General features: G+C 66.4%; 23 protein-coding genes, 2 pseudogenes and 1 riboswitch. Of the genes and pseudogenes, 12 read left to right on the top strand and 13 right to left on the bottom strand.

The window, feature by feature from the left end; genetic code table 11:
* The first annotated feature begins 18 nt into the window (after positions 1-18).
* Positions 19-813 (top strand): glucose 1-dehydrogenase, encoded by a 795-nt coding sequence (locus V8683_RS10915; RefSeq protein WP_411191107.1) that lies wholly within the window; start codon positions 19-21, stop codon positions 811-813.
* A gap of 106 nt (positions 814-919) precedes the next feature.
* Here the strand turns inward: V8683_RS10915 and V8683_RS10910 are convergent, their stop codons facing one another.
* The 5 genes from V8683_RS10910 to V8683_RS10890 form a co-directional block, all read right to left on the bottom strand.
* Positions 920-1,426, bottom strand: a complete 507-nt coding sequence (locus tag V8683_RS10910) for a 6,7-dimethyl-8-ribityllumazine synthase (RefSeq protein ID WP_411191106.1) — start codon at positions 1,424-1,426, stop codon at positions 920-922.
* 73 nt (positions 1,427-1,499) lie between these two features.
* A riboswitch (FMN riboswitch) is annotated at positions 1,500-1,666 on the bottom strand.
* Between the two features lie 114 nt (positions 1,667-1,780).
* Positions 1,781-2,077, bottom strand: a complete 297-nt coding sequence (locus tag V8683_RS10905; protein ID WP_411191105.1) for a hypothetical protein — start codon at positions 2,075-2,077, stop codon at positions 1,781-1,783.
* A gap of 105 nt (positions 2,078-2,182) precedes the next feature.
* Complete coding sequence (locus tag V8683_RS10900; protein ID WP_411192499.1) at positions 2,183-3,568, bottom strand: purine-cytosine permease family protein; 1,386 nt, start codon at positions 3,566-3,568, stop codon at positions 2,183-2,185.
* Between the two features lie 193 nt (positions 3,569-3,761).
* On the bottom strand, positions 3,762-5,372 hold the full coding sequence (locus V8683_RS10895; RefSeq protein ID WP_411191104.1) for a phospholipase D family protein: 1,611 nt from the start codon (positions 5,370-5,372) through the stop codon (positions 3,762-3,764).
* A gap of 62 nt (positions 5,373-5,434) precedes the next feature.
* Positions 5,435-6,496, bottom strand: a complete 1,062-nt coding sequence (locus V8683_RS10890; protein WP_411191103.1) for a LacI family DNA-binding transcriptional regulator — start codon at positions 6,494-6,496, stop codon at positions 5,435-5,437.
* Between the two features lie 131 nt (positions 6,497-6,627).
* Between V8683_RS10890 and V8683_RS10885 the strand changes: the two genes are divergently transcribed.
* The 7 genes from V8683_RS10885 to V8683_RS10855 all read left to right on the top strand — a co-directional run bounded on the left by V8683_RS10885 (position 6,628) and on the right by V8683_RS10855 (position 14,445).
* Positions 6,628-7,620, top strand: a complete 993-nt coding sequence (locus tag V8683_RS10885; protein ID WP_411191102.1) for a hypothetical protein — start codon at positions 6,628-6,630, stop codon at positions 7,618-7,620.
* A 49-nt stretch (positions 7,621-7,669) separates the two neighbouring features.
* Positions 7,670-8,491 (top strand): TIM barrel protein, encoded by an 822-nt coding sequence (locus V8683_RS10880; RefSeq protein WP_411191101.1) that lies wholly within the window; start codon positions 7,670-7,672, stop codon positions 8,489-8,491.
* Between the two features lie 72 nt (positions 8,492-8,563).
* On the top strand, positions 8,564-9,496 hold the full coding sequence (locus V8683_RS10875; protein ID WP_411191100.1) for a sugar ABC transporter substrate-binding protein: 933 nt from the start codon (positions 8,564-8,566) through the stop codon (positions 9,494-9,496).
* A gap of 58 nt (positions 9,497-9,554) precedes the next feature.
* The gene (locus V8683_RS10870) at positions 9,555-11,126 is read left to right on the top strand and encodes a sugar ABC transporter ATP-binding protein (RefSeq protein ID WP_411191099.1); all 1,572 of its coding nucleotides are present in this window, start codon (positions 9,555-9,557) and stop codon (positions 11,124-11,126) included.
* Positions 11,127-11,178: 52 nt separating this feature from the next.
* Positions 11,179-12,204 (top strand): ABC transporter permease, encoded by a 1,026-nt coding sequence (locus V8683_RS10865; protein ID WP_411191098.1) that lies wholly within the window; start codon positions 11,179-11,181, stop codon positions 12,202-12,204.
* 182 nt (positions 12,205-12,386) lie between these two features.
* A complete protein-coding gene (locus tag V8683_RS10860; protein ID WP_411191097.1) occupies positions 12,387-14,024 on the top strand; it encodes a gamma-glutamyltransferase family protein in 1,638 nt (545 codons plus the stop codon).
* Positions 14,025-14,199: 175 nt separating this feature from the next.
* Positions 14,200-14,445: a hypothetical protein gene (locus tag V8683_RS10855; RefSeq protein WP_411191096.1), complete on the top strand. Its 246-nt coding sequence runs from the start codon at positions 14,200-14,202 to the stop codon at positions 14,443-14,445.
* A gap of 1 nt (position 14,446) precedes the next feature.
* Here the strand turns inward: V8683_RS10855 and V8683_RS10850 are convergent, their stop codons facing one another.
* The 7 genes and pseudogenes from V8683_RS10850 to V8683_RS10820 form a co-directional block, all read right to left on the bottom strand.
* Entirely contained in the window at positions 14,447-14,662 is a 216-nt protein-coding gene (locus V8683_RS10850; protein ID WP_411191095.1) for a YXWGXW repeat-containing protein, read from the bottom strand.
* Positions 14,663-14,721: 59 nt separating this feature from the next.
* Positions 14,722-15,900, bottom strand: coding sequence for a DUF1501 domain-containing protein (locus V8683_RS10845; protein ID WP_411191094.1), 1,179 nt, complete (start codon positions 15,898-15,900; stop codon positions 14,722-14,724).
* A 5-nt stretch (positions 15,901-15,905) separates the two neighbouring features.
* Positions 15,906-16,903 (bottom strand): annotated as a pseudogene (locus tag V8683_RS10840) (DUF1800 family protein).
* Positions 16,904-17,009: 106 nt separating this feature from the next.
* Positions 17,010-17,504 carry a periplasmic heavy metal sensor gene (locus V8683_RS10835; RefSeq protein ID WP_411191093.1) on the bottom strand — a complete coding sequence of 165 codons (495 nt, stop codon included), beginning with the start codon at positions 17,502-17,504 and terminating at the stop codon, positions 17,010-17,012.
* Positions 17,501-17,947, bottom strand: coding sequence for a hypothetical protein (locus tag V8683_RS10830; RefSeq protein WP_411191092.1), 447 nt, complete (start codon positions 17,945-17,947; stop codon positions 17,501-17,503). Before V8683_RS10830 ends, V8683_RS10835 begins: the two co-directional genes overlap by 4 nt.
* Positions 17,944-18,624, bottom strand: a complete 681-nt coding sequence (locus tag V8683_RS10825) for an RNA polymerase sigma factor (RefSeq protein ID WP_411192498.1) — start codon at positions 18,622-18,624, stop codon at positions 17,944-17,946. Before V8683_RS10825 ends, V8683_RS10830 begins: the two co-directional genes overlap by 4 nt.
* Before the next feature lie 288 nt (positions 18,625-18,912).
* The gene (locus V8683_RS10820; RefSeq protein ID WP_411191091.1) at positions 18,913-19,203 is read right to left on the bottom strand and encodes a hypothetical protein; all 291 of its coding nucleotides are present in this window, start codon (positions 19,201-19,203) and stop codon (positions 18,913-18,915) included.
* A gap of 152 nt (positions 19,204-19,355) precedes the next feature.
* Between V8683_RS10820 and V8683_RS10815 the strand changes: the two genes are divergently transcribed.
* The 4 genes from V8683_RS10815 (at position 19,356) to V8683_RS10800 (ending at position 24,466) form a co-directional block, all read left to right on the top strand.
* Complete coding sequence (locus V8683_RS10815; RefSeq protein ID WP_411191090.1) at positions 19,356-20,135, top strand: DeoR/GlpR family DNA-binding transcription regulator; 780 nt, start codon at positions 19,356-19,358, stop codon at positions 20,133-20,135.
* A 363-nt stretch (positions 20,136-20,498) separates the two neighbouring features.
* Positions 20,499-22,049, top strand: a complete 1,551-nt coding sequence (gene glpD, locus V8683_RS10810; RefSeq protein WP_411191089.1) for a glycerol-3-phosphate dehydrogenase — start codon at positions 20,499-20,501, stop codon at positions 22,047-22,049.
* A 95-nt stretch (positions 22,050-22,144) separates the two neighbouring features.
* Positions 22,145-23,647: a glycerol kinase GlpK gene (gene glpK / locus V8683_RS10805; protein ID WP_411191088.1), complete on the top strand. Its 1,503-nt coding sequence runs from the start codon at positions 22,145-22,147 to the stop codon at positions 23,645-23,647.
* 99 nt (positions 23,648-23,746) lie between these two features.
* The gene (locus V8683_RS10800; RefSeq protein WP_411191087.1) at positions 23,747-24,466 is read left to right on the top strand and encodes an MIP/aquaporin family protein; all 720 of its coding nucleotides are present in this window, start codon (positions 23,747-23,749) and stop codon (positions 24,464-24,466) included.
* Positions 24,467-24,836: 370 nt separating this feature from the next.
* Here the strand turns inward: V8683_RS10800 and V8683_RS10795 are convergent.
* Positions 24,837-26,003 (bottom strand): annotated as a pseudogene (locus tag V8683_RS10795) (cysteine desulfurase family protein); the annotation flags it as partial.
* Positions 26,004-26,103: the final 100 nt, after the last annotated feature.

The raw sequence follows: 26,103 nt of genomic DNA, 5'->3' as shown, positions 1-26,103 counted from the left end.
GTGACAGGAGAGTGCAACGTGGTCTACGAAGCAAAGCGGTTCGTCAACAAGGTCGTGGTCGTGACAGGCGGCAGCCGGGGTATCGGGCTCGGTATCGCGGAGCGCTTTGCGCAGGAAGGCGCGAAGGTGTGCGTATCGGCCAACGAGAAGAGCGTGCACGACGCGGCGGCGCACCTGCGCGAAGCGGGCTTCGACGCGATCGCCGTCGAAGCGGACGTGACGCAGAAGGCAGAAGTCGTCGCGCTCTATGACGAAGTGGCCGCGAAGCTCGGCGAGGTCGATATCTCCGTGCAGAACGCGGGCGTGATCACCATTGCCAGGCTGGAGGATCTGAGCGAAGCGGAATGGGACAAGGTGTTGGCCGTCAACACGAAGGGCGTGTTCCTGTGCTGCCAGGAAGCGGCGACGCGCATGCTGCGCGCAGGCAAGGCCGGGCGGCTCATCAATACGGCGTCGGGCCAGGCGCGCCAGGGTTTCGTCTATACGCCGCACTACGCGGCCAGCAAGTTCGGCGTGGTGGGTATCACGCAGAGCCTCGCCAAAGAACTGGCGCCTACGGGCATCACCGTGAACGCGTTCTGCCCGGGCATCATCAGCACGGACATGTGGGCCTACAACGACGAAGCCTGGGGCAAGCTGCTCGGCGACTACAAGCCGGGCGAACTCATGGCCGAATGGGTCGAGAACATTCCGATGAAGCGCGCGGGAACCGGCAAGGACGTGGCCGGGCTCGTGTCGTTCCTGGCCTCCGACGATGCCGCGTATATCACGGGGCAGACCATCAACGTCGATGGCGGCATGTTCATGTCGTGACTATGCGATGGAGCGCACCGCGCAGGCGCGTACGCTCCGAGGCTGACCGCTGGCTACGCAACGAAGGTAGCCGGCAGTCAGCAGGACTGCTTGCGAAACGCGTGACTTAGCGCGTCGACACCGGCAGCGCAGCCAGCTTGCTCACCGTGTCCGCACACGCATGAGCGGCTTCGGCGCCCTTCACGAGGAAGTGCTCGCGGAAAAAGCCCGTATGTTCGTCGCCATGGTGGAAGTGGTGCGGCGTGAGCACGGCGGAGAACACGGGCACGCCGGTTTCGAGCTGCACCTGCATCAGGCCGTTGATGACGGCCTGAGCGACGAATTCATGGCGGTAGATACCGCCGTCGACGACGAGGCCGGCGGCCACGACCGCGGCATAACGGCCGCTTTGTGCCAGCCGTTTCGCGTGCAGCGGAATTTCGAAGGCGCCAGGCACCTCGAACAGGTCGATGTCTTCGGTGACATAGCCGTACTTCTGGATGGCCTGCAGGAAGGAGGTTTTGCACTGGTCGACGATATCGCGGTGCCAGCAGGCCTGGACGAACGCGATGCGAGGACGGTTGCCGGCGGAGGAAGCGACTGCTTGAGTTTCGATGGAAGTAGTGGTGTTCATGGACTTCAGCCTGTTTGTGTGAACAGGGCGTAGGACGGCCAGCGTCCTCGCACGCAGCGAAGGACGCAAACCGTCCCGTTCTCTTTCATCCGGACTATACCGTCGGCCCCGGAATCCAACCGGGTCTGCTGACCTCCGCCATCGCGCGAAGCGGGTTGCGATGGCGGAGCGCTCGCGGGCTACGCCGTGTCAAAGGCGATTACCGCCGGTGGGGAATTGCACCCCGCCCCGAGAACATGTTCTTGACGAACGCATGAACGGTATCACGAATCTCGAAATTGTGCATAGCCGCATACGGAAAGACCGCAGTTCCGAAGCGGGAATTGAAGATCGGCCGCCGTGGGTTTTCTCGCGTTACTGCAGCGCGCCCTCGTGCCGTGGGAGGGCCGGAGAAACGACGAGCGCGATGCTGCCGCCGTCCATGGATTCCTGCTCCATCACGTCGCAATCGATCGTATCGACCTCGATCCGACCATTCTCCACCGCGATGGCGACCTTGCCATGGGGTTCGAAGATCATGTTGGTGATAAAGCGGTTTGCCGTTACGGTGCGACTGACCTTCAAGAGCGCAAGGGCGTTGACGAAGACCATGCCAATCGGCTTCGGGGTTTCGGTTCGCTCGTTGCGGCTGTCTGACTGCTGTCCTTCCATTCGATCACTCCATATTGTCCGGGGAGGCCGGTTTCCGGCTCCATCGTAAAGCCCGGGCAGGGAACCAGAAATCGGACAATTACGGAATGATGGCCTCGATTGCGATCAGCGGCTTTCGGCCGGCAGGATCAGCCGGTCCGGGATCGATTGCGGGGAGCGGCGCTGAGCGAGGTAATACACCACGGCCGGCACGATGAGGCCGAGGATCCACGAAATGTCGGTGCCGCCCAGCGCGTCGACGAAAACACCCGTATAGAAGCTGCTCGAAATGAAGGGCATCTGCACGAGCACGCCGAGCACGTAGATGGCGATGGCCCGCGTGTTCCAGCGGCCGTAACGTCCGTTCGGGTCGGAGAGCGCGGGCACGTCGTAGCGCGATTGCGTGAAGCAGTAGTAGTCCACGAGATTGATCGCGCTCCACGGCGTGAAGAACGCCAGCAGGAACAGGATGAACGCGGTGAATTCCTTGAGGAACGAGTGGCGGCCCGCGAGTGCGACGGCGGTCGAGATGCCCACCATCGCGACGATATAAACGAAGCGGTGCCGGGTGGAAATCGCGCGCTTCGCGCGGAATGCGCTCACCACGGTCGCCATCGACATGAAGCTGCCGTAGGCATTGAGCGTGGTGACGGTGAGCTTGCCGAACGCGATGCTGAAGTAGAGCATGGCGGCCACGGCGCCGCTCGCGCCGAGCCCGACGATATACGCGACTTCGTGATGCGCGAACGCGTGCCCGGCGAGCGCGGCGGCGAACACGCCGAACACCATCGCGGCCTGCGCGCCGATCACCGACCCCGATCCCACGGCGAGGAACGTGCGCACGGACGAGGTCGAGCGCGGCAGATAGCGCGAATAATCGGCCACATAAGGGCCGAACGCGATCTGCCACGAAGCCGAGAGCGACATGGAGAGCAGGAAACTCGGCAGCGTGAAGTGGCGGTTGGCGAGCAGCGCGCCGATGTCATGGTGTGCGAACAGTTGCGCGAACATGAACACGAAGGCGGCGACGCCGATCACGCTTGCAATGCGCCCGACGAAGTGAATCGAGCGGTAGCCGAGCAGCGTGAGCACGACGATGAGCGCGGCGAAGAGGCAGATGCCGGTGGTGTCGGAAACATTGAGCAACTGCGCGGTGGCCTGGCCGGCGAGCACGGTGCCGCTCGCCGAAAAACCGATGTACATGACGCACACCAGCACGATGGGAATGGCCGCGCCGTAGACGCCGAACTGCACGCGGCTCGAAATCATCTGCGGCAGGCCCAGTTGCGGCCCCTGCGCACCGTGCAGGGCCATCACCGCGCCGCCCACGAGTTGTCCAATCAACAGCGCGACGAGCGACCAGAACACGTCGCCGCCCAGCACCACGGCGAGCGCCCCGGTGATGATCGCGGTGACCTGCAGGTTGGCCGAAAGCCAGAGCGTGAACTGGCTGAACAGGCTGCCGTGGCGTTCCGTGTCGGGGATATAGTCGATGGAACGCGTTTCGAGCAGCTTGCGGCTCTCGGGCGCGGGTCGGACGAGGGATTCGGGTTGGGCCACGATGGACTCCGGAAAGGGGCGGATCGGCAAAAATGTCCGCACGCGGAACGGCGGGTTTTCCGGATGATGTTGTATAGACAACTCGGGCGGAATAGGGAATAACCCCGGTCATCTTCGTTGTCGCGTCAACCCGCTAACGGAAGTCTTACAGCAACCATTCGATCGGCAGGATCGAGAAGAACCATACGCCGAGGCGCGCGCTCCACGGCGTATTGGGTTCGGTGTCGTAGCGCGTGACCGTGTCGCCGCTGCGCTTGAGCCAGTAGAGCGAGCCGTCGGCGTCCAGCTTCGCTTCGTAGGCAAGCTGCGGCATCTGGGTGTGGAACAGGGTATCGATACGCTCCGCGAGCACGGGACTTTCGATCATGAGTCCGAGTTCGGTGTTCAGGCGCAGGGAGCGCGGGTCGAAGTTCAGCGAGCCGACGAACACGCGTTGACCGTCCACGGAGAAGGTCTTGGCGTGGAGGCTCGACCCAGAACTGCCGAACCCGCTGCCGCCCGCGGTCTTGCCGGCCTCGTCGGTATTCATGGCGGCCGCGCTGCGCAGCTCGAATAGCCTGACGCCGCCTTCGAGCAGGGCCTTGCGCCTGCGCGCGTAGCCCGAGTGCACGGCCGCCACGTCGGTGGCTTCGAGCGAGTTCGTCAGCACACGCACGTCCACGCCGTGTGCGGCGAGATCCGTGAAGTAGCGCGTGCCTGCCTCTCCCGGCACGAAGTAGGGCGAGACGAGATCGAGCGCGTGTTGCGGGTTGCCGAGTATGGCGTGCAGTTGCGCGATCACGAGGGAGTTGGGCGCGGCCTTGCCTTGCGCTTTCGCGGGATCGTCGCTCACGAGGCGCGTCTTCGCCCATTCGAACTGCAGCGCGCCGTCCAGCAGGCGGCGCACGTCCGTCGTTTTGCGCAGCGCGGCCACGTAGTCCGCTGCGGCGGGATTTGCCTCCACGGCTTGTGCCGCGCGGTCCAGCAGGTCGAGGGCGTCGGGCGGCGCCGGTTTGAGAAGCTGCGAGGCGGGCCACGCCGAGGCGCTGGCCCAGTAACGGTCGAAATCGTGCGCCACGTCGGTGGCCGCCGGGCCGACGGCGAGCACGTCGAGGTCGGCGAACACGACGCCGTCGGTCGCGCCGAAGTATTCGTCGCCGATATTGCGTCCGCCGAGTATCGTCGCAATGCCGTCGGCCGTGAGCGACTTGTTGTGCATGCGCCGGTTCAGTCGCGCGAAGTCCCAGAGGAAACTGATGTGCTTAGGTCTACGAACCGCGAACGGGTTGAAGAGCCGCACCTCGACGTTCGGATGCGCGTCGAGCGCCGCGAGCGTGGGATCGAGAGAAGAGGGGATGCCGTTGTCGTCGAGCAGGAGGCGCACCCGCACGCCGCGATCCGCGGCTTCGTGCAGGGCTTCGAGCAGTAGCGTGCCGGTGAGGTCGTCGCGCCAGATGTAGTACTGCACGTCGAGCGTGCGCTGCGCATGGCGCACGAGCGCCATGCGCGCGGCGAAGGCTTCGAGCGGGTCCGGCAGCGGGTCGATGCCCGTGAGTTCGCGATGCTCGGCGAGTTCGGGCGCCACGGCCGCGCCCAGCGGCGTGGCGAGTGCTTCCTGCGTGTCCAGTGCCGCCGATTGCGTACGCGGCGCGAGCGGCGGCAACTGGCAGCCCGACAGCGTGGCCACGCACAGCAGCAGCGTGAGCGCGGCAAGGCAGCGCCCGCGCAGCGCGCTGTGGCGGTGCGCGACCGGTAATCGGAAGGGCGTGGCTCGCATGGCGGAATCACTATACCGGCTCGGCGCACGCGGCGTTCCGCGCATGCGCACGCGGCGGCGCTTCAGGATTCGGGTAGATAGCCGGTTTTGCGCAGATTTTCCGACATGTACAGCCGGAACTCGTTGCCTTCGGCGGGCGGTGCTTCGTCCACCACGCCGCAGGCATGAAGCAGGTGTTGCAACGCGGAGATGGCCTGTCCGTCGGGGTCCTGATCGATGGCGAGGTCCATCGTGCCGTCCTCGATATAGCGCCGATGCTCGTCGGAGATCTCGTGCCCGACCCAGACGATCTTGCCGGCAACGCCCAGCTTGTGCAGCGCCGCGTCGATGCCGGTCGAACCCGCACCGCTGTTGTAGAGCGCGACGACGTCGCGGTGCTTCTTCAGCGCACGCAGGATGGCCAGATAGCACTGGTCGGGATCGTCGTGCGTTTCCACGCTCGCCGGATCGCAAACCAGGCCCGGAAAGCGCTCGCCTATCGCGTCCCGGCAACCGCGCGTCCGGTCGACGTGCGACCGGTACTGCAGGGCGTTGCACAAGACCACCACGCGCCCCGGCCCTTGCGCCATGCGTCCGATGAAATGGCCCGCCGCGCGGCCGGCCCGGTAGTTGTCGATGCCCGCGTAATGCACGCGGTCGATGCCGCCGATATCCGTTGCCAGCGTCACGATGGGTTCGCCCGCCGCGACGACCGTGTCGAGCGCCTTGCGTACCGGCGGCGTGTCGTGGGCGGTGATGATCAGCCCGTGGCGGCGGTAGGGCGGATACAGGATGGCGTCGAGAATCAAGGCCTCGTCGTCTTCCGGTAGCGCGGCGCGATGCACGATGACGCGCCGGTCGAGCATCTGGATGGAACGATGCAGCGCGAGCGCAAGGCGGCGATGGAATGGCGTGCTGTTTCTCGGCAGCAGGATGTCGAGGTGGACGAGGCCATGCCGGACCTCCGGCAGGACGCGCGGCACGCCCAGCCGCCGGGCGGCTTCCACCACCTTCGTGCGGGTGGCGGCGGAGACGCTGCCGCGCTCGTTGAGCACGCGGTCGACCGTGGCAGTGCAGACCCCTGCCTCCTCGGCGATTTCGACGAAGCGTGCCGAACGTTTACGGCGTGACGGTGACTTGGCCATGGGGCGTCCGGGTCGCTCGTTTTGACGAAAAATCGACATTCATTATGCCGATTTTTCGGCAAAAAAGCCCGTGCCTGACGGCGGCACGCTCACTACATTGAATCCGAACCGGATGCGGGAGCGGGCAGATCATGGCGGAACCGATGTTCATCGGCGTCGACATCGACGGCTTGCCGGGCAATGGCGGATCGCGCCGTGCGCGGCAGGCGGACGGTTTTCGGGTGGCCGCGGAAGCGGGGGTATTCGACTTTGTCGAGATTCATGCGAGCGCGGCCGCTCATCTCAAGCCTTTTTTCGAACTCGTCGATCGCTACGCACTGCCCATACGCGTGATTGACGGCACGTGGGGCGTTGGCGGCGACGAAGCGAACGCGAAGGATCTCATCGACGCCGGCTCGCGCGTGGGCGGCAAGGTGCTCAACGTGCGCCTCGCCGGGCGCCGCGACGACGCGCCGCCCTCGGACGAACAGCTTGTCGCCTTCTGGCTGCAGTTGTGCGAATGGGGCGAGCGGGCGGGTTGCGTGCCGAGCCTCGATGCCTGCTTCGCGTCCGGCCGGGACCGCACGCGCATCGCCCGACTTGGGGACCGGCTCGCGCTCATGGGGGCGCCGTTTCGGGTCACGCTGGATCATTCTGATCTCCTCATCAAAGAGGAAGCGTTGCAAGCGCCTGCTGCGCAAGACGCCGACACGATGCTCGCCGGGACGTCTCACGCCAGGGCGGTCGCGCAGCGGCACGCGGACTGGATCGACCGTGGCTGGGTCTGTCACGTGCGGACCCGCGGTGCGCTGTCGCGGTCGGCGGGGAAAGGACGCGCCGGGACTGCGTCGGCGCCTGGGGAGCGTTCCGGCTCGCCTGCCGCCCCGCAGCTCTGGGCGAAAGCCCGCGCGGAAGGTTGGCGCCGAGGCCTGCATCAGTTGATCCACTGGCAGGCGAGCGAACTTCGGCCGCGGCTGCGGCAGATTACCTGCGCCTTTGCGTCGCCGGCCGGTCGCCGCAACGGCGCCGGGCTCGACGCGCTGCGCGATAACGTGGCGTGCGCGCGCTGGCTGCGCGACCTGTGGCTCGATCAGATGGAAGCGCGGTACGGCGGTGCGCCGCCACGTCGGCATCATCATCGGTAAATCGATAAGCATAACGTAGTGAATCAAACCGCAGGCCATAGAGGAAGCGATGACAACACCCGGATTTCACTTTTCCCTCAATCGCATGAGCGCGCCGCGTTTGCCTTTCGGGCAATACGTCTCGCTGTGCAAGCGGCTCGACATTCGCACGATCGAGATCCGCAACGATCTGGACGGCGTGGAAACGCGCGACGGTACGTCGGCCGCCGAGCTTCGTGCGGCAGCCGAAGACGCGGATCTCACGATACTCACCATCAACGCGCTGCAGCGCTTCGAGCAATGGGATGCCGGGCGCGAGCGCGAGGCTATCGAACTGGCCGATTTCGCGGCCCGTTGCGGTGTGCAGGCGCTGGTGCTGTGCCCGACGAATTCGCGCGACGACCGGCGTACGGCGGGCGACCGACACGCCGATCTGGTCACAGCCTTGCAGGCGCTGGCGCCCATCTTGGGCGAGCGGCGGTTGATCGGTCTGATCGAGCCGCTCGGCTTCGAGGAATGCGCGCTGCGCCGCAAGTCCGACGCGGTCAAGGGCATCTATGCCGCGGCAGGCGAGCGTGTGTTCAAGCTCGTCCACGACACCTTTCATCATCACCTGTCGGGCGAAGACATCTTTTATCCCGATCTCACGGGGCTCGTGCACATCTCGGGCGTGGAGGACGACCTGCCCGTCGCGCGCATGCGGGATGGCCATCGCGTGCTGGTTGGCGCGGCGGACCGTCTGGGCAACGTCCGGCAACTGAAGACGCTGCTGCGGCGCGGCTATCGCGGCGCGTTCTCGTTCGAGCCCTTCGCCGCGGAGGTCGCAGAGGCCGGCGACATCGAGCACCGGCTGCGGACCAGCATGGACTACGTTCGGGCCGGGCTGGCCTGAGCCGCAGGCAGATCGACCCCAAGCCCCCGGAGGAGACAACCGGGCCGGGCATACACAAGGAGGAGAGGAAACATGAAGCGATATTTGATGGCGCTCGTGGCGGGCGCGGTGCTGGCCACCTCGTCGGCCGCGCGGGCGGAAAAGATCGGCGTGTCCATGTCGGCCTTCGACGACAACTTCCTGACCGTCGTTCGCAGTGCGATGAGTACCGACGCCGCGAAGCGGAAAGACGTGAGCCTGCAGTTCGAGGACGCGCAGAACGACGTCGGCAAGCAGTTGAACCAGATCCAGAACTTCATTGCGCAGAAGGTCGACGCGATCATCGTCAACCCGGTCGATACCGACGCGACGCCGAAGATGACGAAGCTCGCGGCGGCAGCCGGCATTCCGCTCGTCTATGTCAACCGCATGCCGTCCGACAAGCAGTTGCCGCCTAAGGTGTCGTTCGTGGGCTCCAACGAGGTCGAGTCGGGCACGCTGGAGATGAGCGAGGTCTGCCGGCTGATGGGCGGCAAGGGCAGCATCCTCGTGATGATCGGCGACCTCGCGAATCAGGCCGCGCGTCAGCGCACCCAGGACATCAAGAACGTGATTGCGAAGCCGCCCTGCAACGGCATCAAGATCGTCGATGCCCGCTCGGCGAACTGGCAGCGCACGGACGCAGTGGATCTGATGAACAACTGGCTCTCCGCGGGCCTCAGCTTCGACGCGATCGTCTCCAATGACGACGAGATGGCGCTGGGCGCGATTCAGGCGCTGAAGTCGGCAGGCAAATTCCAGAAGGGCACCATCGTGGCCGGGATCGATGCGACTCAGGATGCGCTGGCCTCGATGAAGGCCGGCGACCTGAAGGTGACCGTGTTCCAGAACGGTGCGGCGCAAGGCGCGGACGCCGTGGAAACGGCGCTCAAGCTTGCCCGCGGCCAGAAAGTGGACACCATGGTCTGGATTCCTTTTGAACTCGTCACGCCGGCGAATCTGCCCAGGTTCGCCAGCCGGAACTGAGCTTTCCTCGTCGGTCATGCCTTCATGAGGATACCTTGACGAAGGAAAGGAGTGTGTGATGCTTACTGAAGCTGAAGCGGCGATGAGTTCGCCGGCCTATCGGGCTACAGGCGGGGTTTTGGCCGGCACGGACAACCCGGAAGACAGCGGCCCCCTGCTGGAAGTGCGCGGCGTGCGCAAGGCGTTTCCCGGCGTCGTGGCGCTCGACAACGTGCGCTTCGCACTGAAACGCGGGACCGTGCACGCGCTGATGGGCGAAAACGGCGCGGGAAAATCCACGCTGATGAAGATCATTGCCGGGGTTTACACGCCCGACGAGGGCGAGCTGTGCCTGCGCGGCCGGCCTGCGCAGTTGCGCGGGCCCATCGACGCCCTCGCCAACGGTATCGCCATGATCCATCAGGAGCTGAACCTGATGCCGACCATGACCGTGGCGGAAAACATCTGGATCGGCAGGGAGCCGCGCAACCGCCTGGGTTTAATCGATCACCGGCAGATGGAGGCGATGACGCGCGCGCTCTTCGCGACCCTCGAAGTCGATATCGATCCGGCGGTCGAAGTTCGGCACCTCTCGATCGCGAGCCGGCAAATGGTCGAAATCGCGAAGGCCATTTCCTGCAACCCCGACGTGCTGATCATGGACGAGCCGACGTCCATGCTGACCGAGCACGAAGTGGAGCGCCTCTTCAGAATCATCCGGGGCCTCAAGGCGCAGGGGAAGGGGATCGTCTACATCACGCACAAGATGAACGAGCTCGCGCAGATCGCCGACGAACTGTCGGTGTTCCGCGACGGCTGCTACATCGGCACGCATGCGGCGAGCGAAGTCACGCGCGACGAGATCATCCGCATGATGGTGGGCCGCGAGATCACGCAGATGTTCCCGAAGGAGACCGTACCGATTGGCGACGTCGTGCTTTCGGTGCGGGATCTCGGCGTGGACGGCGTGTTCGACGGCGTGAGTTTCGACGTGCGCGCGGGCGAGATCGTCGGCATGGCGGGGCTGATCGGCTCGGGGCGCTCGAACGTGGCCGAAGCGCTGTTCGGCGTCGTGCCCGCCATGCGCGGCACGATCGGTATCGACGGCGAGACGGTGCGGATCGATTCGCCCGCCACCGCGATGAAGCGCGGCTTTGCGTTCCTCACCGAAGACCGCAAGGAAACGGGCTGCTTTCTGATGCTGGACGTGCTTTCGAACATGGAGAGCGCCGTGCTGAACCAGCGCTACGTGAAGGCGGGCTTTGTCGAGCAGGGCGCGATGGCGAATGCCTGCCGCGAGATGGCCGCGGCGCTGCGCGTGAAAACGCCGAGTCTCTACGAACCTGTTGAGAACCTCTCGGGAGGCAACCAGCAGAAGGTGCTCATCGGGCGCTGGCTGCTGACGCAACCGAGGGTGCTGATACTGGACGAACCGACTCGCGGCATCGACGTGGGCGCGAAGGCCGAAATTCATCGGCTCGTGTGCCAGCTCGCGGGCAAGGGCGTCGCAGTCCTGATGATTTCGTCGGAGCTGCCCGAGGTGCTGGGCATGTGCGACCGGATCGTCGTGATGCACGAAGGACGCATGACCGGCGTGGTCGATCGTGCGGAGGCCGATCAGCTGACGATCATGGATCTGGCCTCGCGCTGAGGCTGGGGCGGGCCGCGGCGCCGCACGATAAACCCACATTCAGGAGACGAAGATGACACAGAGCAACGTTGCAATCGAAGCGCAGGCCGTTGCGGTCCGGCCATTGCGCCGCCGCTGGCCGCCCGAGGCCAGCATCTTTCTCGTGCTGGTGGGCATGAGCCTCTTTTTCGAAGTGCTGGGCTGGATCGTCAATGGCCAGAGCTTCCTGCTCAACGCCGATCGGCTCGAGGTGATGATCCTGCAGATGTCGGTCATCGGCATCATCGCGGTCGGCGTGACGCAGGTGATCATCACGGGCGGCGTGGATCTTTCGTCCGGTTCGGTGGTGGCCGTGGCCGCCATGGTTTCGGCGAGTCTCGCGCAGGAGGCGGGATACGAGCGCGCGGTCTATCCGGCGCTGACCGGCTTGCCCATCGTCTGGCCGATTCTTGCGGGGCTTGCCGTGGGACTCGTGTGCGGCCTCATCAACGGCGCGTTGATCAGCTATACCGGCCTGCCGCCGTTCATCGCGACGCTCGGCATGATGGTGTCGGCGCGCGGCGCGGCGAAGTGGTACACGCATGGCCGCCCGATCAGCATGCTCAGCGACGACTTTGCCTGGATCGGCGCCGGCATGCATCCCGTGGTGATCTTTCTTGCGGTCGCGCTCGTGTTTCATATCGCGTTGCGCTACACCCGATACGGTAAGTTTACCTATGCGATCGGCGCCAATCGCGCGGCCGCGCGCGTGTCGGGGATCAACGTCGGCCGACACCTGATCCTCGTGTATTCGATCGCGGGTTTGCTCGCCGGGCTGGCCGGCATGGTGACTTCTGCCCGCGCGATTACCGGACAGGCCGGCATGGGCGTGAACTACGAGCTCGACGCGATTGCGGCCGCGGTGATCGGCGGCGCGTCGCTGGCCGGCGGCGTTGGCCGTATCGGCGGCACGATCATCGGCGTGCTCATTCTTGGCGTGATGACTTCGGGCTTCACGTTCCTGCGCATCGACGCGTATTACCAGGAAATCGTCAAAGGCGCGATCATCGTGGCGGCCGTCATTGCGGACCAGTACCGCAATCGCAGGCGGCGCGTGTGAATGAGTGTTGTCCGCCGGCGCGTCTCCACCCGCCGGCGTTTTTTCCACGACGTGTGCTGTGGGCGATATGGGCGGGATGCTCATATCGTTTTTTTTCGTCTTGCGGCAGGGCGCTTTCGTTGCAGCAAATCCAGGCGGGGCTGCTATTCTTTCTCCCAGACCGTCAACATTCCCGACTGCCCATGACACGCTTTGACTGGCACAACCCCTATCCGACCGTGCGCCTGCCGGTATTCGCGCGCAACATCGTTTCGACTTCGCATCCGCTCGCGGCGCAGGCCGGTCTGCGCATGCTCTGGAAAGGCGGCAACGCCGTCGACGCGGCCATCGCGGCGGCGGCGGCCATTACCGTGGTCGAGCCTGTCTCGTGCGGTCTCGGCGGCGACGCCTTTGCGCTCGTGTGGGACGGCGCGCGCCTCCATGGCCTCAATGCTTCGGGCACGGCGCCCGCGGCCTGGAACGTCGAGTATTTTCGCCGCCGCCACGGCGAGGAAGGCGGCCTCGCGAAGCAGCCCGTACGCGGCTGGGACGCCGTGACGGTGCCCGGCGTCATCGCGGGCTGGGAAGCCCTGCATGCGAAGTTCGGCTCGCTGCCGTTCGCCGATCTCATGGCGCCTGCCATCGAGATCGCCGAGCGCGGCCATGCCGTGGCCAGCATCGTTGCGCACAAGTGGCAGGCCGCGGTGCCCGAGTTGCGCAATCAGCCGGGCTTTGCGGAAACCTTCATGCCGCACGGCCGCGCCCCCAAGGTGAGCGAGCGCGTGCGTTTCCCCGGTCACGCGGCCACGCTGCGCCGGCTCGCGCAAGAGGGGCCGCGCGCGTACTACGAAGGCGAGATCGCGGAGCGTATCGCGGCGTTCTCGCGCGAGTGCGGCGGGGCGATGACACTGGACGACCTGCGCGGCTATCGCGCCGAATGGGTCGAGCCGATCGGCAAGACCTACCGCGGCTACACCGTGCACGAGATTCCGCCGAACGGGCAGGGCATCGCGGCGCTCGTCGCGCTCGGCATCCTCGAACAGTTCGACATGGCCTCGCTCCCGCTCGACGGCGCGGAAGCCCAGCATGTGCAGATCGAGGCGATGAAACTCGCGTTTGCCGACGTCTATCGCTACGTGGCCGATCCGCGCTCGATGGAGGTCACGCCCGCCCAGATGCTGGACGATGCCTACCTCGAGTCGCGCGCAAAGCTGATCGACCCGAAGCGCGCGACGCATTTCGGCTTCGGCATGCCCAAGGCGGGCGGCACGATCTACATGTCGGCGGTGGACGAGCGCGGCATGATGGTGAGCTTCATCCAGTCGAACTACATGGGCTTCGGTTCGGGCGTGGTCGTGCCAGGCACGGGTATCGCGCTGCAGAATCGCGGCTGCGGCTTTTCGATGGACCCGGCCTCGCCTAACGTGGTGGCGGGCGGCAAGCGGCCGTTCCATACGATCATTCCGGCGTTCCTCACGCAGCAGGTGGATGGCCGCCAGGAGGCGGTGATGAGCTTTGGCGTGATGGGCGGCGACATGCAACCGCAAGGCCACTTGCAGACGGCGGTGCGCATGCTCGATTACGGCCAGCAGCCCCAGGCCGCTTGCGATGCGCCGCGCTGGAAGGTCAACCGAGATTTCACGCTAGACGTGGAATCGACCTTCGACCCCGATACCGTGCAAGCGCTGCAGGACCGCGGCCATTCCATCAAGCGCATCGACGACCCGTACATGGACTTCGGCTCGGGCCAGTTCATCTGGAAGCTCGACCGCAACGACCCGGAGCGCGGCTACGTGGCCGCGAGCGATTCGCGGCGCGACGGGCTTGCCGCGGGCTGTTGAGCGAATCTTGCCCAAGCTCTTGAATTGACGCGCCAAATCGTGCGTCAAAGCGTGTCGAATGACGCCTCGCGCGACGGTGTGCGCACTGCTGAGCGCAGTGCACAGCAGTGCTATATTCTCCCTTTGGCTGCGAACGCGGCAGTGGCATTACTGTTTGTAAGGTATCGGAGAGAAAATGGCAGTCGAGTACCGTGGTTTTCGAGTCGCTGTCGATGCGAAGGCAGACGCAACAGACACGCAATGGCTGTGCAGTGCAAAGATCGAAGGGATTGCCGGTGAGGCACAGAACGTAACGCTGCCTTCCGTCGAGCTGACGATCCCCAAGCTGAAGATCGACGTGCTGATGGCGCTTTCGGCCGTCGAGCACCGAGCGAAGGACACCGTGGACGAGTGGCACACGGCGCACCCCTCGGTTGCCTGACTCACCAGGCGGCTACCCAGTGCCCCGGGATCCACTGCCAGTGGTTGCCATCCCAGCGGTAATGCCCCTTGACCCAATGGTAGCCGGGCGCCGGCGGGGCCGGGACGACTTCCACGCGCGGCGGGGGCTCGGGCGGCCGCGCCGGTTCGACCACACACGCTGAAAGCAGCGCGGTGCACGTGAGCAGCGTCGCCGAGATTTTTACGTTCTTCTTCACGTTTCGTACTCCTTAGAGTGGTAAGCCGGTGTATTGCTCATGCATGATGGTGAGCGCGTTCAGGTATGGATCAGGCCAGTCATCGCGCCCGGCGTGCCCGCTTCGGCGAAGAGCGCGGTCGCGGTGCGGTGCGGATCGAGTCCCAGGCTTTCGCTGGCCGCCCCCGCGATGAGCGCGTCGAGCGAGGCCGTGGGCTTGAGGTCGCGCCCTTCGTAGAGATCGGTGCTGCGCAGGCCGGGCCAGTCGGCCACCACGCGGCCGCCCTTGACGGCGCCGCCCACGAGCATCGCCACCGAGGCCTGGCCGTGATCCGTCCCGCCCGTGCCGTTGGCCGCCGCCGTGCGTCCGAACTCGGTGGCGACGAGCACGGTCGTCTTGCTCCAGTCCGCGCCCAGACCGTCGCGCAGCGAGGCGAGCATCGTATCGAGAGCCTTGAGCTGGTTGGCGAGGCGCGCGTTCTGCGCGCTGTGGGTGTCCCAGCCGCCCGTTTCGATCATCGCGATGCGCGGACCGTCGGGGCGCGAGAGAAATTGTGCCGCGAGCTTGCCGAGGCTCGCCGGGTCCTGGCGCGGACCGACGTCGCCGGCCAGTCCGCGCGCGCTCATGGCGGACGCCCACAGCGGCGCCAGTTGCGCATCGGCCTCGTAGAGCGCCGAAACGCGCAGCAGCAGATCGTCGGAAGCGGTCGGCAGGGCCGAAGGCGCGTACGACGTCACGCGCGCGGGCCCGCGCAGCGCGGCCGGCACCGTGGGCGCGAGCGCGATGGCGTTTTCGCGCGTGGCGGGCATCAGGCCGACGAGCCGGTTGAGCCAGCCGTCCTTGACCTGGTACGCCGCGCGTCCGCCCGTTTCCAGCACGTTCTGGCCGTCGAAGTGCGAGCGGTCGCGGTACGGCGAAGCGATGGCGTGATAGAAGAGCGCTTCGCCCGACTGGTACATCTGCGCCATCTGCGCGAGCGACGGGTGCAGCGCGAAGGTGCCGTCGAGCTTCGTCGCGCTTGCCGCGTCGATGGCGAGCGGGCCGCGCAGCGTCGCATAGGCGGGCTCGGCGTAGGGGACGACGATATTGAGCCCGTCCGCGGCGCCGCGCTGGATCACGAAGACGAAGCGGCGGTCCGTGGCCACGTTCGCAAAGACCATTTGCGGCGCGACGAGCATCGCGCCCGCGCCGGCGGCGGCAACGCGCAGGAAACGGCGGCGAGAGAAAGCGCCACCGCGGGAATCGATACGGGGGACCATGGCGATCACCTCCTCAGAAAGTCGGGCGAGACGAGCAGCAGCGCAAGCGCCGTTGGGGCGCTCTCGGCGTGGGCGACCGCCGTGGCCGTGGGCGTGCTGAGCGAGCCGGCCGTCAGCGTCTGGCCCAGCGTGCGCGGGTCGATCTGGTCGCCCACGCGGGCGGCGAAGCGCTGCGCCACCTCCACGCGGCGCACGAGGGCGTCGGGCGCGGCCCAGCTAGCGGCAATGTCGTCGTAGCCGGCCGGCGAGCCGGGCCGCCAGACCGGCTCACGTCGTCCTGCGTATAACCGCTACGCACACCTAAGGTATGCAGCTCCATGATCTCGCGCGCGAGGTTTTCGTTGAGCCCGCGCTTCTGGGCCGGGTTGTGTGCGTCCGCGCGCAGGGCCGCTTTGCTGTCGGGGCCCACCGAGCGCGTCTGGTCCAGAAAGACCTGCATGGCCGGATGTTGCTCCACCGCCACGAGCATGTCCTCGAAGCGCCCCAGCACGTGCGGCCGGATCGCCTCCATTTCGAACGCGCCCGCGAGCCCGGCCACCTGGCCCTTGTCGACGGAGACGGCGAAGTGATTCGACCAGAAATACACGAGACGGTCGACGAAGGGCGTATCGCTCGCCAGCGCGCTCGCGAGGCGAGCGTTCACGGCGTTGCGATAGATCTCGACGCTCTCGCGGCGGATATCGCGGTTCGCCGCCTGGCGCGCTGCCTGTTGCGACTGCGGCGATTGCGGCAACTGCGGCGATTGTGAGGATTGCCGGGCGGGTTTCGAGGCATCGCTGGCGGCCATGTCGGTCATGGCCTGCTCGCGCTCGGCGCCAAAGCGCTGCGCGATCGCGGCTGCGCCCGGCTGCTGACTCCATGCGGCGGGCAGCGGTTCGTATTGCGCGAACTGCGCGAGGAGCCAGTCGCGGGGCTCGGCGGGCGGCGCTTCGTCGGCGCGCGCGCCGAGCCCGAAACGGTTCATCGCGATCGCCGCGGTGCTGATGGTGGGCTGGGTTTCCATGCGGAGTCCTTCAGAGTGCTGCATGCAGTGCGTACCCTCGTTAAACGGACACACTGCGCAAATCCGTCGCTCGTCCCCGAAGTTTTTTAAACGCGTGGCACCCGCATCATTGCGTGTCGCTCACCGGTTTCGGCGGCTTCGCGGCCGGCAGTCGCCACTGGCCGCGCTGCCTCAGGCCTTCGGCGAACTTCACGCGCTCTTCGGGCGTCAGCGTGGCGGCGTAGTCGGCGATGCCGCTTTCCACCTGCGCGCGCAGCGCGGAGTCGGCCGTGCGCGTGCGCGCGAGGGCGTCGTCCAGCGCGGCGCGATCCAGTTGCGGCGCGGCGAGCAGGTCGAGCACCACGCGGCGATCGTCGCGGGCTTCGCGCGCGTAGGCCCTGCCTTCGCGGCGCGCGTTCTTCAGGGCTGCGACGAACTGGGCCTGCCGCTCGGGCGAAAGATCGTCGGCGGCGAAGCGCAGGGCCGTGCGCTGCGCGGGCTGCACCTCGCGCGCGCCTTGCGTGGCGAACCAGCGCCACGCGCCTCCCGCGATCGCGCCGAGCAGAAAGACGTTGAGCAGTACCGATCCCGCGATCAGTACCTTCCAGCCGCGGCTGTTCATTCGTCGCTCCAGTCGGCGCTGGACCCGCCGAAGCCCGTGCCCAGATAGCTGCTGTCATGCGCCTCGTACGCGTCGTACGAGGCGTGCGGCGTGCTGCCGAGCACGAAGAAGGACATCACGAGCGCGCCGGCCAGGACGCCCGCGAGGCCGGCCCCCGCGAACGCCGCACCGGACCACCAGAGCCGCCGCTTCGGCGCCGCGGCGCGCACGGGGGCGGGCGTGGGCGCCGTGGCGACGATCTGCTCGATGAACGCGCGCGTGGGCGGTGCGATCGTGTCGCGCGCGAGCCAGGAGTCCAGCTCCAGGGCTTCTTCCAGCGTTGCCTGGGCTTCGGCCCGGTGCGAGCGCGCCCATGCGAGCGCATCCTCGCGTTCGTGCGACGGCCAGCGGCGCGGATCGGCGCCATAGGCGCCTACGAGTGTGTGGAAGCGTTCGGGTGTCATGCTATGTCCTTGCTTGCGCCGTCGCCGGCCAGTTGCGCGCGCAACGAGCGCCTCGCTCGCGCGAGCAGGCTCTCCAGTGCGTCGACGGAAATATCCATCAGAACCGCGGCCTCGATGTTCGACAACTCCTGATAGTAGGTGAGCACCAGCGCCTCGCGCTGGCGCACGGGCAGCGTGGCGAGCGCCTCGCGCACGCGTTCGTCGCGCGCGCGGGCGGCAAGCCGCGCTTCGGGCGCGGCGTCCGGATCTGGCTCGTCCGGCAGATCGTCCACGGGCTCTTCGCGCCGGCCGCGCAGGCGGTCGTAACAGAGGTTCAGCGCCACGCGGTGCAGCCAGGTGTCGAACTTCGCTTCACCGGTGCGCCACTGCGGCGCCTGTTTCCAGATGCGCATGAAGGCCTCCTGAGCGACGTCTTCGGCTTCCATGCGGTCGCCCAGCATGCGCGTGGCGAGCGCGAGCAGCCGGGGCAGCTTGTGCGTGACGAGCGTGCGCACGGTGCCCGCATCGCGCGCGCCCACCCGGGCGACGAGTTCCGCGTCGGGATCGCGCTCGCTCAAGACACACCGGAGCGGTTCGGGCGCAACGTGCCCGGCGTGAGCCGGCTGTGCCACCTCGTTCGGACAGGTCGTCGGGCCTGCCGCGCGTGTTTCATCGTTATCCACTCCCAGGCTGAACAGCGGTCCGGCGGCCTCCGTCCAGGCGCCTCGGCCGCGCGCGGGCGAGACCCGGCCGGGCCACCGGTTCTGCTTGTACAGGTGCCGCGCGTGCCCGCCAGGCGGATCGCCCCGCGTGGCGGGATCGACGGGGTCGCGAGCGTTCAGGTTCAATATACGACGACCGCCGGATGGTAGTAGGCGGGCCTTTCAGGGACCACGATGCAGCCCGACAGCAGGGCGGCGGTCAAGACCGCGGTCAACACAAGTAGCAGGGACGTTTTCATGTTTGTCGCCGGAAGCACCGCGGGCTTACGCCCAGTGGCCCTCTACCCAGCGCCAGTTCGGGCCGCGCTGGACCCAGTGGCCCGGCACCCACCGGTAGCCGGGGTGGACGCGCTGCCAGTGGCCGCCAATCCAGACGTAGCGCCCCTGGTCCCAGCGCCAGTGGCCCGGATCCCAGACGAAGCCGGCGCGCGGCGGCGGCACGACTTCGACGCGCGGCGGCGGCGGCGCGGCGACAATGACCTGGGCAACCGCGGCCGAGGTGGCGAGCGCTGCGATGACGGCGACCGCGAGGCGCTTGAGAGGGATGGTTTGCATGACTTTTTCTCCGGGGCGTTGACGGGGACAGTGTCCCGTTTTTCCTTTAACGGCCCGGCATCCGGAATCCGTCGCGCGCCACGCAAAAATTTTTAGTCGCATGACTCCCCTTACAATAGGGACAGCTTTTTCACGCCCGGCCAGCCCAGACCATGACCCGAGACCTACGCCTCACCCTCAATGCGCGCCAGCAGGAGTTGCTCGACTGGGTGCAGCGCGACGGCTTCGTCACGGTGGACGATCTCGCGGCGCACTTCAATGTGACGCCGCAGACGATCCGCCGCGACGTGAACTGGCTCGCCGACATGAACCTCCTGCGCCGCTACCACGGCGGGGCGAGCCTGCCGACGAGCTCGGAGAACCTCTCGTACAGCGCGCGCCAGGGCCTGTTCCATGACGAGAAGCGGCGCATCGCGGCGCTCGCGGCGAAACACATTCCCGATCAGGCCTCGCTCTTCATCAACCTCGGCACGACCACGGAGGAGGTGGCGCGCGCCCTGAACCACCATCGCGGCTTGCACGTCATCACGAACAACCTGAACGTGGCGAGCATGATGAGCGGCTATCCCGAGTGCGAAGTGCTGATCACGGGCGGCATCGTGCGGCCGTGGGACAAGGGTATCGTAGGCGAGCTGACCATCGACTTCATCCGCCAGTTCAAGGTGGACTACGCGATCATCGGCACCTCGGCCATCGAAACGGACGGCACGCTGCGCGACTTCGACACGCGCGAGGTGCGCGTGGCGGAGGCCATCATGCAGCACGCGCGCACCGTTTATCTGGTGACGGATCATTCGAAAATCGACCGGCCGGCGCTTGTGCGCCAGGGGCATCTGAGCCAGGTCCACGCGCTCTTCACCGACAAACCGCTGCCGCCCGAAATGAACGAGACCATTGCGGCGGCGGGCACGCAGGTCTACGTGGCCGAGTAGCGGCCTCTCCAGGGGCGGGAGCGTGCCGGGCACGCGTTTCATGTTCGTTCGAACATGAAACCGGCACGATTCGAACATCGAAACCGCCCCAGCCGCGTGCCACTGCGGCACGCACCGTGCTCGCTCAGGACCTGAATGGCGTACTGCCAGGCCGGGTTTCGAGCCCATTTATCGAGGTCTTCTTCCACGCAGAGGCCGTCCGGTACGGCCTCGTTGCCGTCGCGCCAGGTTGGGCCTCCGGCTGCTGTAGCGGCCCGCATACTCAGGCAAACCCTAATCAAGAACGAACTTTACTTTTTCGAATTTGTTCGTTAGATTTCGAATTCGAACATTTCGGGTTCGTCTAATTTTCAGGGACAGCAGGTGAGTCAACAGAATCGGTACGATCTGCTCGTGGTTGGCGGCGGGATCAACGGCGCGGGCATCGCGCGCGACGCGGCCGGGCGCGGCCTCTCCGTGCTCCTTTGCGAGCAGGACGATCTCGCTTCGCATACGTCTTCGGCCAGCACCAAGCTGATTCACGGCGGCCTGCGCTATCTCGAGTACAAGGAGTTCGGTCTCGTGCGCAAGGCGCTGCAGGAGCGCGAGACGCTCCTGCGCGCGGCGCCGCACATCATGTGGCCGCTGCGTTTCGTGATGCCGCACATGCCGAACCTGCGTCCCGCATGGCTGATCCGCGTCGGCCTCTTCCTCTACGACCACCTCGCGAAGCGCGAACTGCTGCCGGGCTCGCGCGGCATCGACATGCGCCGCCACCCGGCAGGTGCGCCGCTCGTCGATTCGATTCGCCGCGGCTTCGTCTATTCGGACGGCTGGGTGAACGACGCGCGCCTCGTCGTGCTCAATGCGATGGATGCGAAGGAGCGCGGCGCCGAGATCCTCACGCGCACGAAGCTCGTGTCGGCCCGTCGTGCGAATGGCGCGGAGTGGCAGGCGCGGCTGCAGCGCGCGGATGGATCGGTCCTCGACGTGCGCGCCCGCGCGATCGCCAATGCGGCGGGCCCGTGGGTGGGCGAGGTGCTGCACGGCGCGCTGGGCCGCGGCGCGCAGCACAGCGTGCGGCTCGTGAAGGGCAGCCATATCGTGACGAAGCGCCTCTTCGAGCACGATCATGCGTACATCTTCCAGAATCCGGACAAGCGCATTATCTTTGCGATTCCTTACGAACACGACTTCACGCTGATCGGCACGACCGACGTGGAGTATCACAACGATCCCGCACAGGTTGCCATCGACGGCGACGAAACGCGCTATCTGTGCGACTCGATCAACCGCTACTTCAAGCGCAAGATCTCGCCCGCCGACGTCTACTGGACTTATTCGGGCGTGCGTCCGCTGCTCGAGGAAGAGGGCGCCGACAACCCGGCCGCCGTGACGCGCGACTACAAGCTGGAGCTGGACGAAGGCGAAGGCGCGCCGCTCCTCTCCGTGTTCGGCGGCAAGATCACGACCTTCCGCAAGCTTGCCGAAGAGGCGTCCGACCTGCTGTGCCGCGCGCTCGGCTCGAATGCCGGCACGTGGACGGCGGGCGCGCCGCTGCCGGGCGGCGACATGGCCAATGCGCGCTTCGAGCCGTTCGAGCAGGCCTTCGCGAAACGTCACGCGTGGCTGCCCGCGCCGCTCCTGCACCGCTATGCGCGCGCCTACGGCACGCGCGCGAGCCGCGTGGTGGGCGACGCGGTCTCGCTGGCGGGGCTCGGCGAGGAGATCGCGCCGGGAATCTACGAAGCGGAATTGCGTTACCTGCGCGACGCCGAATGGGCGACCTGCGCGCAGGACGTCCTGTGGCGCCGTTCGAAGCTTGGCCTGCACATTGCGCCCGATACGTTCGGCGACGTGACGGCCGCCATCGACGCCTGGTTCGGCGTCGCGCGAGCAGCGGCGGCTCCGGCAGCCCAGGGCGCGGCGTACTAAGTGGTGCACTAAAGCCGGGCAGCGAGGCCTGGCAATCAAAACGTGCCGCCTCGTGCGGCGCGAATCACAACTACCAACGGAAGGAGATGAGAGACATGCAGGATCAATACATTCTCGCGCTCGACCAGGGCACGACGAGTTCGCGCGCGATGCTGTTCGACCGCCAGGGCAACATCGTTTCGATGGCACAGAAGGAGTTCGAGCAGATCTACCCGCAGCCGGGCTGGGTCGAGCACGACCCGCAGGAAATCTGGTCCACCCAGGCCGGCGTGGCCGCCGAAGCCGTCACGCGTGCGGGCATGAACGGCGCCAATATCGCCGCCATCGGCATCACGAACCAGCGCGAGACGACCATCGTCTGGGACCGCGAGACGGGCCAGCCGATCTATAACGCGATCGTCTGGCAGGACCGCCGCACGGCCGACTTCTGCGACCAGCTCAAGGCCCAGGGTCTCGAAGCGAAGGTGCGCGCGAAGACCGGCCTGCCGATCGACTCGTACTTCTCGGGCACGAAGATCCGCTGGATTCTGGACAACGTGGAAGGCGCGCGCGAAAAAGCGCGCCAGGGCAAGCTCGCGTTCGGCACGGTCGACAGCTGGCTCATCTGGAACTTCACGAAGCACGAATTGCACGTGACCGACGTGACGAACGCGTCGCGCACGATGCTCTTCAACATCCATACGCGCGAGTGGGACAACGACCTGCTAGAGGCGCTCGACATTCCGCGCAGCATGCTGCCCGAAGTCCGTTCGTCATCCGAAGTTTATGGGCCGACGAAGACCACGGTGTTCGCCTCGAAGATTCCCATCGCGGGCATCGCGGGCGACCAGCAGGCGGCGCTCTTCGGCCAGATGTGCACGACTTCGGGCATGGTGAAGAACACCTACGGCACGGGCTGCTTCCTGATGATGAACACGGGCACGAAGCCGATCGAGTCGAAGAACAATCTCGTCACGACGATCGCCTGGCAGATCGGCAACGAAGTGAACTACGCGCTCGAAGGCAGCATCTTCATTGCGGGCGCCGTGGTGCAGTGGCTGCGTGACGGCATGGGCGTCATCAAGAGCGCGGCCGAGATCGAGGCGATTGCCGCGAGCGTGGCGCATACGGACGGCGTCTATCTCGTGCCGGCGTTCGCCGGTCTCGGCGCGCCGCACTGGAACGCGCGTGCGCGCGGCTCGCTCTTCGGCGTGACGCGCGGTACGACCTCGGCGCACCTTGCGCGCGCGGCGCTCGATTCGATTGCCTACCAGTCGCTCGACGTGCTTTCGGCCATGGAAGCCGACTCGGGCATCAGCATCGGCGAGCTGCGCGTGGACGGCGGCGCGAGCGCGAACAATCTGCTCATGCAGTTCCAGGCCGACATGCTGGGCGTGGACGTGGTGCGCCCGCAGATCACCGAGACCACGGCGCTGGGCGCTGCGTACCTCGCGGGCCTCGCGACGGGTTACTGGAAGAGCATCGACGAAGTGCAGAGCCAGTGGCAGCTCGACCGCCGCTTCGGCCCCGGGATGGCGGCCGACCAGGTGGACAAGTGCCGCGCCGGCTGGCAGCGCGCGGTGCGGGCGGCCAAGGCATGGGCGGACGACACGCACTGAGCCGCATTCCCAATCAATCAGGCATACCAACAAAAAACATTTTTCATGCAGTGGGACGCGCATGAGCGCGTACCTGCCGCGTGGGTAGAGAGACACATCATGTCACCATACATTGCAGAATTCATCGGCACAGCGATTCTCGTGCTGCTCGGCAACGGCGCGGTCGCCAACGTGCTGCTCGCCAAGACGAAAGGCAACGGCGCCGATCTCATCGTCATCGTGTTTGGCTGGGCCATGGCCGTGTTCGTCGCGGTCTATGTCACGGCGTCGTTCAGCGGCGCGCACCTGAATCCGATCGTCACGATCAGCCTCGCGCTCGCGGGCAAGTTCGCGTGGTCGAAGGTGGGCGGCTACATTGCCGCGCAGATGCTGGGCGGCATGGCCGGCGCGCTGATCGTGTGGCTTGCCTATCGCCAGCACTTCGCGCGCGAAGCCGACGCCGACCTCAAGCTCGCTGTGTTCTGCACGGCGCCCGCGATCCGCAGCGTGAAGCACAACGTGCTGACCGAGGCCATCTGCACGTTCATCCTGATTCTCGGCGTGCTGTATCTTGCTTCGCCGCAGGTGGGGCTCGGTGCGCTCGATGCGTTGCCGGTGGGCCTGCTCGTGCTGGGCATCGGTATTTCGCTGGGCGGCCCCACGGGCTACGCGATGAGTCCGGCGCGCGATCTGTCCCCGCGCATCATGCACGCGCTGCTGCCGATTCCGGGCAAGCGCGACAGCGACTGGCGCTATGCGTGGATTCCGGTGATCGGGCCGCTCGTTGGCGGAGCCGCGGCAGCCGGACTCTATAACTACCTGCACCTGCACACGGTCTGACCGGGCGTCCCTCGCGTCATCGTTCACGCCCCGGGGCTTTCGCGGCCCCGGGGCGTTGTTGCTTGTACGCTGTTTGTATGTCGCAGGCGCGAGCGCGGCGCCGGCAGGGCGCTAGCGGGGTCGAAACGGGGTGCAAGCGGGGTGCAAGCAGGGCACTCAGGGTAAGCGTGGATACGCTTTCTGACAATTGCTAACATCCGCATGGCTCGCGAGACGGTAACGTACCGGCCTGAACAAGGACCGAGCATGAAACTCCCGAACAACACTGCCATCGCCGTTGCACTCGTCGCGATTGCGCTCTCTGTCTCGGCGCTCATCATCGCGATCGCGCAGCACGCCTGAAAGCCGACGATTAGTCGACGCGTCAAACGCCCTGGACTGCCGCCGGGCTCACCGATTCGATCACTTCGCGCAGACGGCCCACCGCGAAGTCGACATCTTCCTGTTGCGTAAACCGGCCGAGGCTCAGCCGGATCGTGCGCGCCGCCGCTTCGGCGGCAAGACCGATTCCCATCAGCACATGCGAAGGCGTGCCGGCCGCCGAACTGCAGGCCGACGTCGAAGAAACCGCGAAGTCCGACCCGAGCAGAAACGGAAAGAAGCCCGCGTGGTCGACGCGCAGGCTCATCGTGTGCGCAATACGCCGCGCCTCGCGCGCGTTGAGCGAGACGCCTTCGATCCCGGCAATGCCGTCCAGCAGCCGTGCGCCCAACCGCGCGATGCGGGCGTTGTCGGCTTCCCCGTCCGCGGCGGCGATAGCGCACGCCGTGCCCATGCCCACAATCTGATGCGTGGCCAGCGTGCCCGAGCGCAGTCCGCGTTCGTGGCCGCCGCCGTGCATCTGCGGAGCGAGGCGCGCGGCAATGTCTTCGCGCACATACAGCGCGCCTATGCCCTTGGGTCCATAAACCTTATGCGCGGACATCGACATGAGGTCGATGCCGAGCGCTTTCACGTCCACAGGCGTCTTGCCGAGCGCCTGGGCCGCATCGACGTGCAGCAGCGCGCCGGCCGCATGCACGATCGGTGCGATGGCGGCGATGTCGGTGAGCGTGCCGATCTCGTTGTTCACCAGCATCAGCGAGACCAGCCCGGTGTTCTCGCGCAGCGCGGCGGCAACGGCCGCGGGCGAGATCGAGCCGTCGGGGGCGGGGCGCACCCACGTAACGGGCGTGCCGCGCTTTTCGAGGCTGGCGGCCGTATCGAGAATGGCCTTGTGTTCGAGCACGCTCGTGACGAGGTGCGGCCGCGCCGTGGCGGCTTCGGCATAGCCCTTGAGCGCCAGATTGTTCGATTCGGTCGCGCCCGAGGTCCACACGATCTCGGCGGCTTCGGCGCCGATCAGCGCCGCGACCTGCTGCCTTGCGCGCTCCACGAGCGCACGGGCGCGGGTGCCCGCGTCGTGCGAACTCGACGCGGGATTGCCGAAAACGCCGTCCATGCCGAGGCATTCGCCCATGGCCGCGATAACGCGCGGGTCGGCCGGCGTGGTCGCCGCGTAGTCGAAGTAATGCAGGTGTCCGGGGTTCGTCGTCATAGGGGCTCCGCCAATCGAAGGGGAAAATCCTACCGGCCCGGCGCGAGAAAATGCTTCCAAATTGGCGATGCGGAGCGGGGACGACGTAGATAAAAATTCT

It is taken from the genome of Paraburkholderia sp. AV2 (genome assembly GCF_054968425.1).
The sequence above is the reverse complement of the archived record's forward strand: the minus strand, read 5'-3'. Positions and strand labels throughout refer to the sequence as shown.

Excerpts from the sequence above, each read along its gene's own strand:
- V8683_RS10910 (WP_411191106.1), bottom strand. The coding sequence starts at position 1,426 with ATGAACACCACTACTTCCATCGAAACTCAAGCAGTCGCTTCCTCCGCC.
- V8683_RS10905 (WP_411191105.1), bottom strand. The coding sequence starts at position 2,077 with ATGGAAGGACAGCAGTCAGACAGCCGCAACGAGCGAACCGAAACCCCG.
- V8683_RS10895 (WP_411191104.1), bottom strand. The coding sequence starts at position 5,372 with ATGCGAGCCACGCCCTTCCGATTACCGGTCGCGCACCGCCACAGCGCG.
- V8683_RS10890 (WP_411191103.1), bottom strand. The coding sequence starts at position 6,496 with ATGGCCAAGTCACCGTCACGCCGTAAACGTTCGGCACGCTTCGTCGAA.
- V8683_RS10885 (WP_411191102.1), top strand. The coding sequence starts at position 6,628 with ATGGCGGAACCGATGTTCATCGGCGTCGACATCGACGGCTTGCCGGGC.
- V8683_RS10880 (WP_411191101.1), top strand. The coding sequence starts at position 7,670 with ATGACAACACCCGGATTTCACTTTTCCCTCAATCGCATGAGCGCGCCG.
- V8683_RS10875 (WP_411191100.1), top strand. The coding sequence starts at position 8,564 with ATGAAGCGATATTTGATGGCGCTCGTGGCGGGCGCGGTGCTGGCCACC.
- V8683_RS10870 (WP_411191099.1), top strand. The coding sequence starts at position 9,555 with ATGCTTACTGAAGCTGAAGCGGCGATGAGTTCGCCGGCCTATCGGGCT.
- V8683_RS10865 (WP_411191098.1), top strand. The coding sequence starts at position 11,179 with ATGACACAGAGCAACGTTGCAATCGAAGCGCAGGCCGTTGCGGTCCGG.
- V8683_RS10860 (WP_411191097.1), top strand. The coding sequence starts at position 12,387 with ATGACACGCTTTGACTGGCACAACCCCTATCCGACCGTGCGCCTGCCG.
- V8683_RS10855 (WP_411191096.1), top strand. The coding sequence starts at position 14,200 with ATGGCAGTCGAGTACCGTGGTTTTCGAGTCGCTGTCGATGCGAAGGCA.
- V8683_RS10845 (WP_411191094.1), bottom strand. The coding sequence starts at position 15,900 with ATGGTCCCCCGTATCGATTCCCGCGGTGGCGCTTTCTCTCGCCGCCGT.
- V8683_RS10835 (WP_411191093.1), bottom strand. The coding sequence starts at position 17,504 with ATGAACAGCCGCGGCTGGAAGGTACTGATCGCGGGATCGGTACTGCTC.
- V8683_RS10830 (WP_411191092.1), bottom strand. The coding sequence starts at position 17,947 with ATGACACCCGAACGCTTCCACACACTCGTAGGCGCCTATGGCGCCGAT.
- V8683_RS10820 (WP_411191091.1), bottom strand. The coding sequence starts at position 19,203 with ATGCAAACCATCCCTCTCAAGCGCCTCGCGGTCGCCGTCATCGCAGCG.
- V8683_RS10815 (WP_411191090.1), top strand. The coding sequence starts at position 19,356 with ATGACCCGAGACCTACGCCTCACCCTCAATGCGCGCCAGCAGGAGTTG.
- glpK (WP_411191088.1), top strand. The coding sequence starts at position 22,145 with ATGCAGGATCAATACATTCTCGCGCTCGACCAGGGCACGACGAGTTCG.
- V8683_RS10800 (WP_411191087.1), top strand. The coding sequence starts at position 23,747 with ATGTCACCATACATTGCAGAATTCATCGGCACAGCGATTCTCGTGCTG.